The following is a 16,815-nucleotide window of genomic DNA, read 5'->3' on the forward strand; positions in this document are numbered from 1 at the left end:
GTGCGCTGTATGTCCAGCTAGATTTTGTTGGGTTTGCTGATGGTCCACGCGACGCTGGTGCGGCCACACTTTGGCGTGAATAGAGACGATCTAACTTGTGCCACCCGCGTCGAGGCCTGTCGAAATGAGCCTTCTCCGCCGAATCGATGTCGCGCTGTGGATGCATGCCACACGACATTGATCTTGCCTTCAACGAGATGCGACGCGCGAAGAGTTGTGGTCAGAGCCGGCTGCGCCAGAAGGCTCGATAGTGCAGAGCGCTACCCCCATCAAATATTCGCTGAGGCACCTGATGGAAGTCGAGTAGGAACTCAGTAACCGTCCCGCATGGTCCTGTAAGACCGTTGTCCCGCCGATCTATTCGCGATCCTGCTAGCCTCACACTTGTCGCGCAGTGGTCAGTATTCAGTTGCCGCCGACAGAACGTGACCTTTGTGGACTGTGCCCGAACATCCATCGCAGGGCCAGGACGTCACGTCGGCCGACATTGCGGCGCGGATACATTTCTGTTGTACGCCAACGCTTTTCGCCAACAAGCTCAACAGCCGCTGTCGCAGATTTGCCTGACCGTGTCAGTGGTCGACGCTACGCTGACCGCCATGGCTACCGAAATTATGGTTCGCGGGTACTTCGCGGCGTCCCGGCCACCGGAGCGAGGCACTGTTCACGCCTCGATCAGCTACGAGGGTCCGTCGATGGAACCGGTGTACAGGCGGGTGGTACGTGACCTGGACGTCGTGCAGAAGTCAGTGGCATCTCTTAAGGACGGCGATAGCCCTACGGTCACCTGGTGGTCCGCCGAGCGTTTGCGCACCTGGTCTACCCAGCCGTGGAATCAGGACGGTGAACAGTTGCCGCTCGTGCATCACGCCAGTGTCGCCATCGAGGTCAAGTTCTGCGACTTCGCCGCGCTGTCGAGTTGGGTCGGTGAGCACGCCACTAACACCGAAGGATTTCGTGTCACTCACATCGAGTGGGCTTTGACGGCGAAACGACGCGATGAGCTGACCCGTCAGGTCCGCGAGCAGGCCGTCCATGACGCCGTTGCGCGCGCCCAGTTATATGCGGATGTTCTCGGACTCGGCACGATCGCCCCCGTTGCGATCGCTGACGCCGGAATGTTGGGTGCGAACCTGTATCCCGACTCAAGCAATGGGCAGCTTTACACCGTGGCGAGGGCCGGACGGGGACAGGCCGTTCAGGAACCCGGATTCGAACTGGTGCCACAAGACATCGAGGTCGCGGCCTCAGTCGATGCGCGATTCGTCGTCGAGGGATTGCCATCAACCATGTTGAGCTCGCACGCTGACGCCACGGAGTCGACGGAACTGGCGTGCGAAGCCAGCGCTGAGGCCTACGTGTGTGAGTTTCGGGACGACGACTCCGGCTATTTGGGCTGGCTCGCCGCCAACCCCAATGGCTACGTGATCAACATCGCGCGCAGCCACAGCGCGACCCAAGCGAGGTTGCACAAGGCCGTTTGCCGGACCATTAGCGTTGAGAACCCACATGGTGGCGCGTGGACCGGGGCATTTGTCAAGGTTTGCGCGGAGCGTCTGGCCGAGCTGGACCGGTGGGCGATCAGCCAGGTGGGGCAACCGATTGGGCGGTGCGGTACCTGCCTTCCTGCGGGCCAGCCTCTCTCACCTAGTCCGATCAAGCCGTCTGAGCAAATGCTAGGCGCCGCGGTGCCCGACGGTCGCTGCGAGGTTGTTGGACCTACGACCGACGGGGCCGTCGTCCAAGCTTGGGCCGATGACTACATCCGTTTCGAACACCTGCCAATCTGGCAAAAGGATCTGCGGGATGAGATTCGAAGTCGCTGCCGACAGCTCGAGCCGTCGACCGAACAGTTGCTGCACGCCACGTTCTTCGGTCCCAAGCTCCCCAACGCCGACATCGAGAACGTGTTGCTCTACTACATTGATTCGTTCAAAGTCGCTGGTAGAAATGGGATTCGCTTCGAGCACGGCGCCGGGGTGCCGGCGGCGCCAAATAGTGCCCCTTACCGGTTTTGTTACCGCTATGCGCTCGCGCCTCGGTCGGGCGCCTTCGACACCTGGCAGCAGGGTCGAACGGTGGCCTCGTTCGACTGGACTGACCTAGGCGCGTTCGCTGGCGAGAAGCAGCTGGCTCAAGTATGGCTGGCGCTGGCCCGCGGCGAGGTCAGAGTGTTTGCGCCAACTGCGCCGGAGACGCCCTTCGCTGTCAGAGTAAAGCTTCGGCCGCCGGTCAATCGCCAGCCGGTTTGGGGTGGGCTGGTGAAGGGAGTCTTCGATGGGGTGATTTGCGCCTTACAGGCTCACATCGATACCGCAGTCCTGCCCGATGTCACGGCGCGGCTCGCGACGCAACTTCCGGCAGATCCCGCTGAGATTGAGTACCGCCTCCTCGATCAACGTCGAGCGGTATTGGGCGCAGTACACAGGCTCGTCTCTCCGTATCGGGCAGGCGTCAAATGGGACCCCTGCGATCATCTCTGCGTGGCCGGGGACTTACTGGCCGCTGAACCGGTCGATGACCGTTGGGCAATTAAGGCTGAGGTATTCGAACTTTCCCGCGAAAGCTAACGACTATTGACAAGGGTTGCGATCCATGTGAATGCGCCAGCTCACGTGTTCCAACAGGACTGCGACGTCCCCAATCCAGCACCTCAACAAGAACGCCGAGAACGCGCTGATGACAGCAACGGAATGCGGCCCCAAGATCGCTGCCTCGATCCTCACGAATGCTTCTCGATGTACTCGTCCGCGTCTTTCTCCCGGTTGCCGACGCCCGAGGTCCCCATGTGCTCGTCGATGAACTGCGCCCACTTCATGGCCAGCTCGTGCCGCAACTCGAGCGAAGCGCTCTTGATGAAGTCCGGCATCGCCTCGCGCTCTTCTTCTTCGAGGTGTTTGCCGTTCTGTTCGCGGGCTTCGTGGACGGCGGCGAACCATTCGTCACTGCCCGGCTCGTGCTGGCGCGACTGCCGGATCGCATCGCGGATCGCATTGTGGTCGGTGATGGCGTCTTCGGTCTCGTCCTCGGGGTCCCCGGACGGATTGCTGGGATGGTCGTGCCCGCCGTGCTTGAGCAGCGCCGGATAGAACACCACCTCCTCGGCTTCGGCATGAACGTCGAGGCGGGCGCTGAGAATATTCCAGATCGCGGCGAGATCCTCGTGGGACTTCGCGTCGTCGAGCCGGAAGAACTGCCGACGAAACCAGTCGTGGTCGGCGTAAACGAGGTCGATGATGTCCGCCATGGCGCCAGCCTAATCCGCCTGCACCGACACCAGGACGAATGTGCGCACCGCGCCGGGAACCGAGGCGCTGCACATCGACAGCAGCGGCTCGGACATCTGTTCTGCGAGAACAACTTTCACGGGCCCGGACGCACCTGCGAGCTCGACATGAATTCCGTCCTCTTTGTGTTCGATCCCCAGTGGCGACAACGCCTTGATCCGGTCCTCGCCGATCGCTTCCCGGGCGAAGTACTGCGCGGCTTGCACGGCATGCGGCAGACAGGTGCGGCCGCGCAGGTACCTGTGGTCCAACCGGCCGTCGAGATACAACGCCACCAAGCCGGCGGAGTCGGTCGAATCCACCCGTCCGTAACAGAGCCCCTCAGGCAACACCAGCATCGTTGCCGCAAACCGGTCGCCACCCAAATGCGAGCATTCCCAGGTGAATTCGGGATACTGTGACGCAATGGTAGCCGCCGCGGCGCGGCCTCGCACGGCGCAGCACTGATCGTGCTTGCCATGTGCACACACCGCGACGAGTGGTCCGGTGGTCAACGAGCCGTCGGAACCGTCCAGCGCGATGTCGAGGTATTCGGCGGGTTCGTTCACCTCCCCGTGGTACAGGGCCTCGCTGCCTTCGTCGCACTGTGCAATGAACCAACGCCAGCGCGGCTTCTCGGGACGGCGTCCCGGCCGACGAATCGCGGTGACCCGCATGCCTGCTGTCTCGAAGCGGCGGCAGATCTGGCGGCCGAGTCCACGATCGATGATTGCCGGCGAGTCGAGGAATGCCGATTTACCCCAGCCGCCGCACAATTCGAGCATCGCCCACGAAGGTCCGGCGCCCGCAGTGCCGTAGATGGGGTCGTTGCGTAGCAGCGACTGGTCGCTGCACGGTGTCCGCTTCGGGGTGCTCATCAAATCTGTTGTGGTGCTGTCGAACTGCCTTCGACTGGGACCAATACCGCCTCGCGCAGCAGACGGCGGATCAATACGATCGAGTCCGCACGGTCGAGGCCGGGTAGCGAATCGGTGGCGACCAGCCCACGATGGAGCGCTTCGATTGCCGGGGCGCACGACTCGGGAAAGGTCATGGTCCGATCCGGTAACCGCAATACAACACGGCCGTCGGATAGTCGCGGCGTGCCGACGAGTCCGCGGCGCCAGCGAACCGGTACCGCGCCGGCCGATTCCGCGGCCTCCATGTTGGCAAGCACCCGGACCGCGGCAGGCCGGGTCCGTTCGGCGTGCCGGTCGGACAGTCGGACAGCTGCACCGTCGCTCAGATCGCCAGCTCGATCCCGCATGACGTCGATCAAGTCAGCCATGACTTTGCTTGTCGTCGCCGCCATTTCATCGCGGTTGGTGGCGTCGATACCCAGCGGCAGCGACCTTCGAAATTCGCTGTCCCCGGCCAGGGTGTCGACGACCGCGCGGACGACGTCGAGATGTGTCAGCGCGGACACCCCGATGGTCATGTGAATCGATGTGGCGTCCTCGGATTGTGCGGAGTGCACCCAACCTCGAGGTAGGTAAAGCGCATCGCCGGCTTCCAGGACGGTGTCGATGACCGGGTCGTCGTCCACTCGGGCGGTGATCTCGTCGCGGTAATCGGTCCACGGTTGGGAGGGCAGCGGGTGCAGGTGGACGGGCTCGTGCACCGTCCAGTGCTTTCGGCCCGACGTCTGCAGGACAAACACGTCGTGGACGTCGTAGTGCGGATCGAATCCGCGGTTGCCCGGCGGGGTCACGTAGGCGTTGGCTTGCACGGGGTGACCCAGATCGTCGACCATGGATCGCACGAAGTCGATCAGCGGCGGCCACAGCCGGTGCAACCCCTGTAGCACGATGGTTGCACCAGATAAGAACTCCGCCAGTACCTTTGCCGAATCCACCTGGTCCGGCATCTCGGCGCCGAAACCGGCCGGTCCGGTATAACAGCCACGGGCGAGCAGGTCACCAGCCCTGGCCATGCGGATGAACGGCGTCCGCACCCCGCGCTCGCTGATCAGCTCGTCGACTGCCGACGGCGACAGCAAATCGCTGAAGTCACGCGGCAACGCATCAGCTCGGCTGAGCAACGGTCTGCGCCCCCAATACTGGGTTGCGAACAACCCAGCATCGGTGGCTATGCAGCGACTGAGCATCGACTAACGGTTAGGCGGTTCCGTCGGCTCCGCCGTCGTGGCCTTCGGGGTTGGAGCCGCCGTCGGCTGGGCCTTCGCCCGCGGATTCGCCCTTGGAGTCGTCGGCAGTCCCGTCGGCGCCGCCGTCGTGACCCTCGGGGTTGGAGCCGCCGTCGGCCGTACCTTCGCCACCGCCGCCTGATGTCGTGATGTCGTCATCGTCGAGTGCCATGATGATCCCTTCTCCTTGATTCCGGAATGCCGGACTGTTGCTGGCTTGCGCCGGTCGCAACCTATCAGCGGCCACGCATCAGGGGGTGTTCACGCGCGCGGCGCCGGTCAAACCCATGATCGGCCAGAAGGTCATTCTTGATTCTGCCCACTGGCCAGCTTCTTGATCAGCTGCATCTCGCCATCGGCAAACGGCCGACCGTTGGGCTGCAATAGGTCGGCGAACCATTGCTTCGGCGGTGTGGTGACCGGTCGATCCCAGGAACTCCACGGCAGATACGTCTGCGTCTTGCCGGCCACCAGACCCCAGTTGAGCGCACCCACATTGTGCCGCTTGGCAATGGGCAGCACACCTTCCACGGTGCTGCCCAGCGATCGCGCCAGATATTCGGTGCAGAGGATCGGGCGCCCCAAGGGAGCGAGTTCGGTGATGCGGCCTTCGAACTGGGACGGCGACCCGTAGTTGTGGAAGGTGATCACGTCGGCATTGTCCAGCTGGATGCCGGCGATCGCGCTGCGGCTGCCGGGGTCTCCCCAATTGCCCTGCCACACCCCACTTGTCAGCGGTTGAGCCGGGTCGACGGCACGTGCCCAGCGGAATACCTGTGGCAGCAGCGCGGCAACCTTGTCCAGTTTGTCCTTGCGTTCCACTTTGCGGTATTCACGGGCGGGATTGTCCGGTTCGTTCCACAGGTCCCAGCCCAGGATGCGGTCGTCGTTGCGGAACTGGCTCAACACCCCGGTGACGTAGTCCTGCAGCACGGGGAAGTAGCGGGGGTCGTCGAGGCGTTCGGCGCCCGGGCTCTGCACCCAGCCGGAATTGTGCACGCCAGGGGTGGGCGCCCGCTGGCGACCGAGTCGGGGGAACGGGTCCCAGCAGGAGTCGAACAACACGAAGAGTGGCTTGATGCCGCGGCGCGCCGCGATGCCGACGAACTGTGCCAACCGGGTCTGGAAGCCCTGTCGATCCTGCGCCCACAGCTGGTCGTGCAGGAAAACCCGCACCGAGTTGATCCCATAGAAACGAGCCGCAGCCAGCTCGTTGTCGATGCGCCGTGCGTCGAAGGTCTGCGCCTGGAACATCTCCAGCTGGTTGATGGCGGTGGAGGTGGTGTAGTTGACGCCGACGAGCCAGCCCTGTGCCTGATACCAGTTGTGGGCACGGTCGGCCGGCCAGCGGCCAGCCTCGGCGGAGGCACGCGGTACCCGAGCCAGAGCCGTGCCCACGGCCAGCGCAAGCGGCAGCTTGAGGGCGGTTCGACGGTCCACGACGCGACGGTAGTTTTCCGCGACGGTGTGTCGGGTGCGGCCCACCGGGGTGCGACACTTTGCGGTTGGTAATTGTTATCGCGCTGTCATCTTGAGCGCGGATACCGTGGCGGGGCCCGGGCCGCACGAGCCCCACCCGTCACCGCTCGGGCGGGCCTGCCGGGGCTGCCCAACTCCGAGCGATATTTCCACCAGAGCGCGACAATCCGCCGTCGCACGTGATGTGGCGGAATATGGAGCCGTGGCCGGACCTGCTGGCGCAATATCGCGGGTAGGTGGAAAAGTCGCGCAGAGTCGGGCAATGGTGGTGGTCGGTCCACCCGGCCCTACGCCGGCGAAAGCTCCCCGCTCACGATCAGCGGAAGCGAGATCATCCCGGCGCCGCCGGTAACCATCAGTACCCAGCGACCGTTCACCGGCAGGGTCACCTCGACGGGGAAGATGGCGAATCCGAGCTCGGCAGCGGTGGCGGCCTCGGGCAATGCGAATTCGATGTTCAACGGAACGTCCTCGGCAGGTGGCCTGATCTCGACCTCGATCCGCCGATCCGGACTGCCGGTCTCCGACTGCGTGAGCACCACCAGCAGGAACTGGGCCAGCCGATCTCGTTCCACCGCGAACCGCAGCAACACCCCGCCCGAGACGCTCAGCTTGTTGTCCACCGCCGAAGCTGCTTCGGCCAGGAACGCCCCCACTATCACCTGGCTGAACCTACGCCGCGACCTGCGGTAAGCCCATACCTCGATATATTCGACTGACCACCGGCCGAGGAGGGTGAGCGTGGATGATGCGGGCCCGGCCGTCGACTTTGACGATCTGACGTCGCCGCAGCTCACCGATGTGCAACGCCAGATCCTGGAGTTCACCGAGGCCAAGCCGGTCGCATTCGACATCGGGAAGATGCGCGCTGAGGCCGGCGAACAAGCCGGCGTGACCGACCTCGACGACACCGACGGCTTCACCGATCGGCTCACCGCGCACGTGGCCGCGATCGAAGCGGACGACGGACTGCGCCAGCTCACCCGGTCGAGTCTGCGGCAGCGGGTCGTGCGGCTGCTGCGTAACCGGATGTCGCTGACCGAACTGCTCAAGCGATATCCGGAGATCGAATCGATTCCTATTGAGAAGCCCTTCATCGTGGTCGGCATGCCGCGCTCGGGCACCACGCATCTGGTCAACCTGATTGCGGCCGACCCGCGTCGGCGTGCTCTGCCGTATTGGGAGAGCCAGGATCCGATGCCGCTGCCGGGCCAAGGTCCCGACGCGTACGGCGTCGACCCGCGCTACACGCGCACCAAGGCCGAACACGACGCATTGATGGCCAGCGCGCCGTTGGTGGCCGCCATGCACGACCGCTATCCCGAAGCCATCGAGGAGGAGGTAGAACTGCTGGATCTGGACCTGGCCTCCTACGTACTGGAATGGCATGCCCGCGTTCCGGATTGGCGCGACTATTACCTGTCGCTGGATCAGCATCACCACTATGCGTATTTGAAGAAGGTGTTGCAGGCATTGACCTTCCTGCGCGGACCGCGAACCTGGATTCTGAAGAGCCCGCAGCACTGTGAGCAACTCGGACCGCTGGTGGCCACCTTCCCCGATGCGACGGTGGCGTTCACCCACCGCGATCCCGCCGCGGTGATCCAATCCGCGATCACCATGATGGCGTATTCGGATCGGTTGCGCCGCAACAGCATCGACCCGGAATGGCTACTGGAGTATTGGAGTGACCGGGTGCACCGGCTGCTCAGCACCTGCGTACGCGACCGCGGTCTCGTCCCGGCCGAGCGCAGCATCGACATCAGCTTCCACCACCTCAACGGCAACGAAATGCCGCTGTTGGAAGAGCTTTACCGCTGCGGCGGCGTCGAACTGACCGCCAAGGTCCGTGACCGTTTCCAGAAGTACCTCGAGGGCAACCCCCGCGGTAAGCACGGCCGCATCCGCTATGACCTACGCCGGCATTTCGGAGTCTCGGCCGACGAACTGCGTGCCCGATTCGCCTTCTATTTCGACAGATTCGAAGTCCGCGCCGAATGAAGGAGGGTCAGTGAGTTTTGAACCGGTGTACCGCACCCGGCCCGGCGCCGACGCGATGCGCCCCGCCTGCGCCGAACACGCCGAGCCGATCGCCCCCGGACTCTGGTGCTCGCCCGGACTGTCGAATACCTACCTGCTGACCACCGACGAGGGACGGGTGATCGTCAACACCGGCATGGGATTCGAAGGCCCAGTGCACCGCGCCAACTTCGATGCGGTCGACTCCGGCCCGGTGCGTTACATCATCTTCACCCAGGGGCACGTCGACCATGTCGGGGGACTGGACAGCGTCCGTGACCCCGAAACCACCGTTGTCGCGCAAGCGAATTGGAAATTGTGGCGGGACGACAACGAACGCCTGATCCCGTACCGGGCCAGCCGCAGCGCGTTCGCCTTCAAAGACACCCTGGCCGACGGTATTCAGGCCATCCAACACCGCCTCGGCACCAAACGACTGCCCGGGCAGAGTGTGCCGGTGGTCGACCTCGACTTCGACGAGACCCTCACGCTACAGATCGGCGAGCGACGGCTGGAGCTGATCTCGGTGCCCGGCGGCGAGACCACCGACTCACTGGTGGTGTGGCTACCCGACGAGCGGATATGCCTGTGCGGCAACACCTTCGGCCCGATTTTCGGCCACATTCCCAATCTCGTCACCATGCGTGGCGACCGGTACCGCGACGCCTTGTCGGCGATCGCCTCCGTCGACCGGGTGCGTGACCTGCGGCCCGAGCTGTTGGTTACCGGCCACTTCGAACCGATCGCCGGAGCAGAACGCATCCACGCCGAACTGACGCGGCTGCGCGATGCGATCGCCCACATTCACGACCAGACCGTGGCCGGGATGAACGCCGGCAAGGATGTGCAGACGCTGATGCAAGAGATCAGGCTGCCCGCGGAATGTGAAGTGGGCCAAGGCTACGGGAAGGTCGCCTGGGACGTCCGGGCCATCTGGGAGAACTACTCCGGCTGGTTCCATCATCGCTCGACCACCGAGCTTTATCCGGTGCGGTTCGATGCCGTCGCCGCCGACGTGGTCGAACTCGCCGGCGCCGATGCCCTGGTCGCGCGGGCCCGGATGCATCTGGACGCCGGACGCCCGGTGCACGCCATCCACTTGGCCGAGCTGGTGGCCGAACAACATCCGGAGGCGCGCGCGGTGCTCAGGGCGGCCCACGAAAATCTGCTCGCCGACAGCACGAATTTCTGGGAAACCGCCTGGCTCACCCGACAGATAGCGAGCAACTCATGACCACGCCGGCATTGAAAGCCGAAGACCTTTACCACACCGGCATCGTGGTTCCCGACCTCGAGGCGGCGATGATCAGATTCACCGCGCTGGCGGGCTACCGGTGGATCAGTCCGATGAGCTACACCCTGCCGTTCCGCACCGCCGACGCAACCCGGGAACTGACCTCGACCATCACATACTCGGTGCAGGCGCCGTATCTCGAACTCATTCAAGAGCTTCCGGGCACGCCATGGGTGGCCGCGCCCGGCAACGCCGTCCATCACCTCGGCTACTTCACCGACAACCTCGCCGACACCGCCCGGCTGTTGCAGGACAACGGCCTCACCTTCGAAATGACCGCTGATGTGCCCGGTTCGGAGTTGGCGATGTTCGCCTACTACGTGGACCCGGATGGCACCCGCATCGAGGTCGTCGACCGGGCCCTGTTCCCCGACTTTCCCGCGTTCGTGCGGTCCCAGGCCCAGTAGCCGTTACGAGCTGACCCTCGCCCATATCGATCATCCGCTCAAGGTGACGGCCGGCGCCCCTGTGCTGGCCGCACACCGCGCTTAGAGACCGAACGACGGCGGCGGCGGCATTTCGGTCACCAGCACCGGCAGCGAGATCGCTCCGGTGCCACCGGTGACCACCATGACCCAGCGCCCGTCCGCAGGCAGGGTCAACTGCAGCTCGAAGAAGGCGAACCCGGGAAACTCTGCGACGGAGGCTTCGGGTACCTCGAATTCCAACCGGATCGGATCGTCGTCGTTGGGCGGACGCATCTCGATCTTGACCTGTCGGTCGGTGTTACCGGGCTCCGCCTGGGTGAGCACCACCAAGACGAACCGGGCCGACCGATCCGGTCCGAGCCCGAAGCGGGACAACACCCCGCCCGATACGTTGAGTTTGTTGTCGACGACGGCGGCCGCGTCGGCCAGGAATGCGCCCGTAAGTATCACGCCGCTGAACCTAGCCCATAGGCGCGGCGGACTGCAGATGCCCCTCGAAGCGGCAGATGCGAAAGCTCCGCCCAACCCGGCGCCGAGGGACAATACTGGGCACATGTCTGATCGCCTGCCTGATCGCAACGTGCTGGGTGGCCCGTTGGAACCGTGCGGCAACGAGCCGGTCACCGGCTTCTACCGGGACGGCTGCTGTTCCACCGGCGACGAGGACCGCGGCTTGCACACCATTTGTGCGGTCGTGACCGCCGAGTTCCTCGAGCATCAGCGCTCCATCGGCAACGACCTGTCCACCCCCGTGCCCGAGTACCGGTTTCCCGGGCTGCTGCCCGGCGACCGGTGGTGCGTCACCGCCCGAAATTGGCTGCGGGCTCACCAGGACGGGTGCGCAGCGCCAGTGGTGCTGGCGTCCACCCATCAGCGCACGCTGGACGTGGTGCCGCTCGAAGTCCTCGAGGAGCATGCTGTGGACGTGCCCGACGACCTGGCCAGCCTGTGATCACGGCACCTCGGTCGAATACAGCCAGGCCTCCCACAATGGCCGCAGCGACTCGTCGGTGTAGCCCGCCGCCAAGCCGGTGAAGTCGTCCGTGTCGGCCGTTGCGTGCCGATAGCGATTCGTCCAATCCTTCAGCAGCGCAAAGAAATTCGTGTCACCGAGCCGACCGCGCAGGGCGTGCAGCGTGAGCGCGCCGCGCTTGTACACCCGATCGTCGAACATCCGCCGCGGTTCGGGATCGCTCAACAGCAGGTCCTGTGCCTGGTGGCGTAACTCGGCGTGATACTGGTGGGCGAGTTCGTCGGCGCTGGGACCGCCGCTGTGCTCGGACCACAACCACTCCGCGTAGCAGGCGAATCCCTCGTGCAGCCAGATGTCCCGCCATCGGCGTGCGGTCACGGAGTTACCGAACCACTGGTGGGCCAGTTCATGGGCGATCAACCGCTCGCTGTCTGGGCTGCCATCGCAGTGGTTGGCTCCGAAGATCGAAATCCCTTGTGCTTCGAGCGGAATTTCCAGTGAGTCGTCAGTGACCACCACCGTGTACCCGTCGGCCAACGGGTAGGGTCCGAACAGGTCGATGAACACCTTCATCATCTCGGGTTGACGGCCGAAGGTGTGGTCGAAGTCCCTGCGCAGCCGCCGGGGGAGCGCGGCGCGGATCGGCACCGGTGTCCTTGTCAGCCGCGCCATCTCGTAGACGCCGATCTGCAGGGTGATCAGATACGTCGACGTCGGTTCGGACTGTTCGTAGGTCCACACCGTCTGCGAGGACCGGGTGCGGTGCGCTATCAACTTGCCGTTGGCCACTGCGCGGTAAGCACTTTCGGTGCTGACCTGAATGCGGAAGGCGGCCTTGGCGCTGGGATGGTCGTTGCAGGGGAACCAGGATGCGGCGCCGTTGGGCTGTCCGGCGACCAGCGCGCCCTCAGTCAACTCTTCGAAACCGACGTCGCCCCACAGTGTTCGGAACGGCTTGGGGTTGCCGCTGTAACGCACGACGACGGTCAACCCGGCACCGGACGCCAACTTCTCGGCCAGCGTGATGCGCAGTTTGCCGCCGCGGCAGCTGAAACGCTGCGCGCGCTTGCCGTTCACCGTCACCTTCGACACCGAGAGGGTGCTGGACAGATCGAGGGCGAATGCCTGCAGTTCGGTGAGGGTCACCGCGGTGATGGTCGCTGTCCCCGTCAAGCGGTTGACGCCGACTTTGTATTCCAGGTCCAACTCGTACCGCGACACCGAATAACCGACGTTGCCGTTGCGCGGCAGGTACGGATCCAGGGCAGCCTTCTTCGCCGGGGACTTCACGCCGCGGTGTCCTCGACGCGGGACGCGTTCTTGCGGGCCGACTTCTTGCGGCCGGCTTTGCGGGCCGCCTTCCCGTCCGCCTGCCAGGGCCGGACCGGATTGCCCTGCCAGCGAGTCGATCCGGGCACCTCGTCACCACGGACCACCAGCGACGCCGGGCCGACGGACGCCCCGGCCCCCAACCGCGCTGCCGGCAGTGCGACGCAGTGCGGGCCCAGCGTGGCACCCGACTCCAGCACCACGGTGTCCATCCGCATGATCCGGTCGTGGAACAGGTGAGTCTGCACCACGCAGCCGCGGTTGACGGTGCTGCCCGCGCCGAGCGAGACCAGGTCCGCCTCGGGCAGCCAGTAGGTTTCACACCAGGTGCCCCGCCCTACCGTCGCCCCCAGCCCCCGCAGCCACACGTTCAGCACCGGCGTGCCGGCCGCAGCCCGCGCAAACCACGGCGCCGCAACGGTTTCCACGAAGGTGTCGGCCAGCTCGTTGCGCCACACGAACGACGACCACAGCGGGTACTCACTGGCCTTGATCCGGCCCACCAGCAACCACTTGGCCACCACGCTCACCACGCCGGCGACCGCACCTGCCGCCAGCAGCACCAGTCCGGCGAAAAGGGCGGTCCACCAGATCCCCCATTCCGTTGCCAGAGCCTGCAGTACGCCCAGCACGGCGAGCCCGATGGCGGCGGTCACCACCATCGGCAGCAGCCGGCAACCCTCCACGGCCGCGCGCTTCAGCTTCAACCGTGTCGGCGGGTGGTAGGTGGTTTCGTCATCGGCCTCGGCGGGGCGTCGACGCAACCGCATCGGCGGACTGCCCAGCCAGGACGAGCCGCGTTTGGCCTTGGGCGGCGTGGCCGACAGCACCGCAACCAGACCCTCGTCGGGCACCCGTCGGCCCGGCTGGGTGATGCCCGAATTGCCGAGGAACGCGCGTCTCCCGACGGTCGTCTCGGCGGCGTAAATCCAGCCGCCGCCAAGCTCATACGAAGCAACCATGGTGTCGTCGGCCAGAAACGCCCCATCTTCGATGACGGCGAACGTGGGCGTCAGCAGCACGGTGGAGATCTCGGTGCCGCGGCCGACCTGCGTGCCCAGCAGCCGCAACCAGGCCGGCGTCAGCAGACTCGCGTACACCGGGAACAGGTAGGTGCGGGCGGCGTCCATCAGCCGCTCGGTGGTCCACAGTTGCCACCCCGACCGGCTGCGCACCGGGTGGTATCCGGCCCGCAATCCGAGCGATAGCGCCCGCACTGCCGCCACCGTCACCACCGCATAGACGATGACCGCAACCAGCGTGGCCGCCGGCGTCCACAGCAGCGCGGGCACCGCCGCCTGCGCCAGGCTGCGGGTGCCGTGGACGGCCCACGCGATGACCGCCAGCCCGCTCGCCACTGCGAGCAGCGGCAGGCCGGCCAGCAGCAGCGACGTCACCCCGTATACCGCCACCCAGTGTGAGCGACGGGCGGGTCGCTCATCGGGCCACGGGTGCTTGACCCGGCCGGATTTGGTCGCCGGGGACCCCTTCCAGTACTGGCCGTTCTTGATCTTGTCGATCACGCCGGAGCCGGGTGCCACGTCGGCGTTCTTGCCGACGACCGCGCCGGGCAGCAGCGTGGTCCGGGCACCGATGGTCGCGTCGTTGCCGATCGTGATGGCGCCGAGGTGAAAGGCGTCCCCGTCGATCCAATGCCCGCACAGATCCACTTCGGGTTCGATCGCGCTGCGTTCACCGACAGTCAGCAGACCCGTCACCGGCGGCATCGAATGCAGGTCGACCCCCTTGCCGATCTCGGCGCCCAGCGCGCGTGCGTAGTACACGAGCCACGGTGCACCGGCCAGGTTTTCGGCACCGCTGGCCGCGGCCAGCCGCTCGACGAACCACACCCGCAGATGCACCGAGCCACCGCGCGGATAGGTACCCGGCTCGACATTGCCCAGCAGCAGACGAGCGAACAGCACCGCGATCCCCATCCGTCCCGGCGGGGTGACGAACAGGATGAACGCGATGCCGACCAGCCACCAGCTCACCGTGGCCGTCCACGGCACCAGATGAAGAGCACGGGCGATGTTGTTCCCCAACGCCAGCCAGGTAACCCACTGTAGGGCGGCCAGCGTCGCCAGCGGGAGCGCTGCACAGAGCTGAATCATCTGAGCGCGCAGCGGGGTCGGTCGCACCACCCGTTCGGTGACCTGCGGCGGCGCGTCGAGCTCGTCGAGGAAACCGGCGAGCGAGCCCAGCCGCGGATGATCGTAGAGATCAGCGACGGTGAGCTGCGGGTACTGCTGTCGCAGGCTGACGATCAGCTGAGCGGCGGCCAGCGAGCCGCCGCCGAGCTCGAAGAAGTCGGCCTGCGCGCCGGTCACGGTGGCGCCCAGCAGGTCTCGCCACAGTTCGGCCAGCCGCCCCGCGGTGCCGGCCAGTTCCGGGATGTCCTCGGCGCTACCCGGCGCGGGCCACGGCAACGCGTCGCGGTCGACTTTGCCGGAGGTCCGGGTGGGCAACTCCTCGATGCGTACCAGCCGGGGCACCAGCCCGGCCGGTAGGTGCTGGGCAAGTCGGTTGCGCGCCTCGGCGATGTCGAAGTCCGGGTCGGCGCTGACGACGTATCCGACCAGTACCGCGGCGCCGCCGGCGGTGCGCCGGACCGCTGTCGCCCCGCCGCTGACCCCGGGCAGGCTGATCAGCGCCGCGTCCACCTCGCCCAGCTCGATGCGCCGGCCACCGACCTTGACCTGGTCGTCGCTGCGTCCACAGAAGTACAGCCCGTCGCGCTCGAGGCGGACCAGATCGCCGCTGCGGTAGGCCCGCGGCCAGTCCAAAGTCGGGATTGGCGCGTACTTTTCGGCGTCCTTGTCCTCGTCGAGGTAGCGAGCCAGACCCACCCCGCCAATCACCAATTCGCCGGTCTCGCCGTAGCCGACCGGTTCGCCGTCGGCGTCGACCACCGCCAGATCCCAACCGGCCAGCGGCAGCCCGATGCTGACCGGTCCCGTCGCGTCCAGGCGGGCAGCGCAGGCCACCACCGTGGCCTCGGTGGGCCCGTAGGTGTTCCACACCTCGCGGCCCTCGACGGCGAGGCGTTCGGCAAGCTCGGCGGGACAGGCCTCCCCGCCGAAGATCAACAGGCGCACCGCTTCCAGCGCTTCAGCCGGCCACAACGCGGCCAGCGAGGGCACCGTCGACACCACGGTCACGTCGCGGGTCACCAGCCAGGGTCCCAGGTCGATCCCGCTGCGTACCAGCGACCGCGGCGCCGGGACCAGGCAGGCGCCGTGCCGCCAGGCCAGCCACATCTCCTCGCACGACGCGTCGAACGCGACCGACAGCCCGGCCAGCACCCGGTCACCGGGTCCAATAGGGTTGTCTTGCAGAAACATTCGTGCCTCGGCATCGACGAATGCCGCGGCGCTGCGATGGGTGACCGCGACGCCTTTGGGAGTGCCGGTGGACCCGGAGGTGAAGATGATCCAGGCGTCGTCGCGGGCCAGCGGGGTCGCGGCCCGCCAGCCACGCGAGGCGCCCTGGGTGCGGTGGATGCCTTTGTCGGTGATCACCGCGACCACGTCAGCTTCACCGAACACCAACTCGGCGCGTTCGTCGGGATCGTCGGCGTCGACGGGCACGTAGGCGGCCCCCGCGGCCAGCACCGACAGGATCGCGACGTACAGCGAATAACTGCCTGAGGGCATCCGGATGCCGATCCGGTCACCGCGGCCAACACCGCGGCCGGCCAGCCAGGTGACGCTGGCCTTCATGTCCTCGAGCAACTCGCTGTAGGTGAGTTGCACCTCGCCGTCGTCGATGGCCACTGCGTCCGGGTAGCGCGCGGCGGTCTCTTCGACGATGTCGATCAGGGTGCGCGGGTTCGGCGCGTCAGCCGACAGCAGATACTGCGCGGGAATCTCGGGCACGCT

General features: G+C 65.8%; 14 protein-coding genes. 5 read left to right on the plus strand and 9 right to left on the minus strand.

Annotated features, from left to right (window positions below; all coding sequences use genetic code 11):
• Nucleotides 1-599 precede the first annotated feature (599 nt).
• The gene (locus tag AC5Y6Y_RS16555) at nucleotides 600-2,570 is read left to right on the plus strand and encodes an SIMPL domain-containing protein (RefSeq protein ID WP_473138602.1); all 1,971 of its coding nucleotides are present in this window, start codon (nucleotides 600-602) and stop codon (nucleotides 2,568-2,570) included.
• 152 nt (nucleotides 2,571-2,722) lie between these two features.
• Here AC5Y6Y_RS16555 and AC5Y6Y_RS16560 read toward each other — a convergent pair whose 3' ends face one another.
• The 6 genes from AC5Y6Y_RS16560 to AC5Y6Y_RS16585 form a co-directional block, all read right to left on the minus strand.
• Nucleotides 2,723-3,247 (minus strand): hemerythrin domain-containing protein, encoded by a 525-nt coding sequence (locus tag AC5Y6Y_RS16560; protein WP_473138601.1) that lies wholly within the window; start codon nucleotides 3,245-3,247, stop codon nucleotides 2,723-2,725.
• Between the two features lie 9 nt (nucleotides 3,248-3,256).
• Entirely contained in the window at nucleotides 3,257-4,144 is an 888-nt protein-coding gene (locus AC5Y6Y_RS16565; protein ID WP_473138600.1) for a ferredoxin family protein, read from the minus strand.
• Complete coding sequence (locus AC5Y6Y_RS16570; protein ID WP_473138599.1) at nucleotides 4,144-5,373, minus strand: cupin domain-containing protein; 1,230 nt, start codon at nucleotides 5,371-5,373, stop codon at nucleotides 4,144-4,146. The genes AC5Y6Y_RS16565 and AC5Y6Y_RS16570 overlap by 1 nt, the downstream gene beginning before the upstream one ends.
• Before the next feature lie 10 nt (nucleotides 5,374-5,383).
• Nucleotides 5,384-5,584: a hypothetical protein gene (locus AC5Y6Y_RS16575; protein WP_463826081.1), complete on the minus strand. Its 201-nt coding sequence runs from the start codon at nucleotides 5,582-5,584 to the stop codon at nucleotides 5,384-5,386.
• Nucleotides 5,585-5,715: 131 nt separating this feature from the next.
• On the minus strand, nucleotides 5,716-6,852 hold the full coding sequence (locus AC5Y6Y_RS16580; RefSeq protein ID WP_473138598.1) for a glycoside hydrolase 5 family protein: 1,137 nt from the start codon (nucleotides 6,850-6,852) through the stop codon (nucleotides 5,716-5,718).
• A 326-nt stretch (nucleotides 6,853-7,178) separates the two neighbouring features.
• The gene (locus AC5Y6Y_RS16585; protein ID WP_463826079.1) at nucleotides 7,179-7,553 is read right to left on the minus strand and encodes a hypothetical protein; all 375 of its coding nucleotides are present in this window, start codon (nucleotides 7,551-7,553) and stop codon (nucleotides 7,179-7,181) included.
• 79 nt (nucleotides 7,554-7,632) lie between these two features.
• Between AC5Y6Y_RS16585 and AC5Y6Y_RS16590 the strand changes: the two genes are divergently transcribed.
• From AC5Y6Y_RS16590 to AC5Y6Y_RS16600, 3 genes are read left to right on the plus strand one after another with little or no spacing between them, the layout of a single operon-like run.
• On the plus strand, nucleotides 7,633-8,892 hold the full coding sequence (locus tag AC5Y6Y_RS16590; RefSeq protein WP_473138597.1) for a sulfotransferase family protein: 1,260 nt from the start codon (nucleotides 7,633-7,635) through the stop codon (nucleotides 8,890-8,892).
• 55 nt (nucleotides 8,893-8,947) lie between these two features.
• Nucleotides 8,948-10,144 carry an MBL fold metallo-hydrolase gene (locus tag AC5Y6Y_RS16595; RefSeq protein WP_473138924.1) on the plus strand — a complete coding sequence of 399 codons (1,197 nt, stop codon included), beginning with the start codon at nucleotides 8,948-8,950 and terminating at the stop codon, nucleotides 10,142-10,144.
• Nucleotides 10,141-10,611 (plus strand): VOC family protein, encoded by a 471-nt coding sequence (locus AC5Y6Y_RS16600; RefSeq protein WP_473138596.1) that lies wholly within the window; start codon nucleotides 10,141-10,143, stop codon nucleotides 10,609-10,611. Before AC5Y6Y_RS16595 ends, AC5Y6Y_RS16600 begins: the two co-directional genes overlap by 4 nt.
• 81 nt (nucleotides 10,612-10,692) lie before the next feature.
• Here AC5Y6Y_RS16600 and AC5Y6Y_RS16605 read toward each other — a convergent pair whose 3' ends face one another.
• A complete protein-coding gene (locus AC5Y6Y_RS16605; protein WP_463826076.1) occupies nucleotides 10,693-11,082 on the minus strand; it encodes a hypothetical protein in 390 nt (129 codons plus the stop codon).
• 115 nt (nucleotides 11,083-11,197) lie between these two features.
• Between AC5Y6Y_RS16605 and AC5Y6Y_RS16610 the strand changes: the two genes are divergently transcribed.
• Nucleotides 11,198-11,584 carry a DUF2237 family protein gene (locus tag AC5Y6Y_RS16610; protein ID WP_463826417.1) on the plus strand — a complete coding sequence of 129 codons (387 nt, stop codon included), beginning with the start codon at nucleotides 11,198-11,200 and terminating at the stop codon, nucleotides 11,582-11,584.
• Here AC5Y6Y_RS16610 and AC5Y6Y_RS16615 read toward each other — a convergent pair whose 3' ends face one another.
• Both AC5Y6Y_RS16615 and AC5Y6Y_RS16620 read right to left on the minus strand, forming a co-directional pair.
• The gene (locus tag AC5Y6Y_RS16615) at nucleotides 11,585-12,895 is read right to left on the minus strand and encodes a M1 family metallopeptidase (RefSeq protein WP_463826075.1); all 1,311 of its coding nucleotides are present in this window, start codon (nucleotides 12,893-12,895) and stop codon (nucleotides 11,585-11,587) included.
• A complete protein-coding gene (locus AC5Y6Y_RS16620) occupies nucleotides 12,892-16,812 on the minus strand; it encodes a Pls/PosA family non-ribosomal peptide synthetase (protein WP_473138595.1) in 3,921 nt (1,306 codons plus the stop codon). The genes AC5Y6Y_RS16615 and AC5Y6Y_RS16620 overlap by 4 nt, the downstream gene beginning before the upstream one ends.
• Nucleotides 16,813-16,815: the final 3 nt, after the last annotated feature.

The organism is Mycobacterium sp. NGS24 (genome assembly GCF_059813065.1).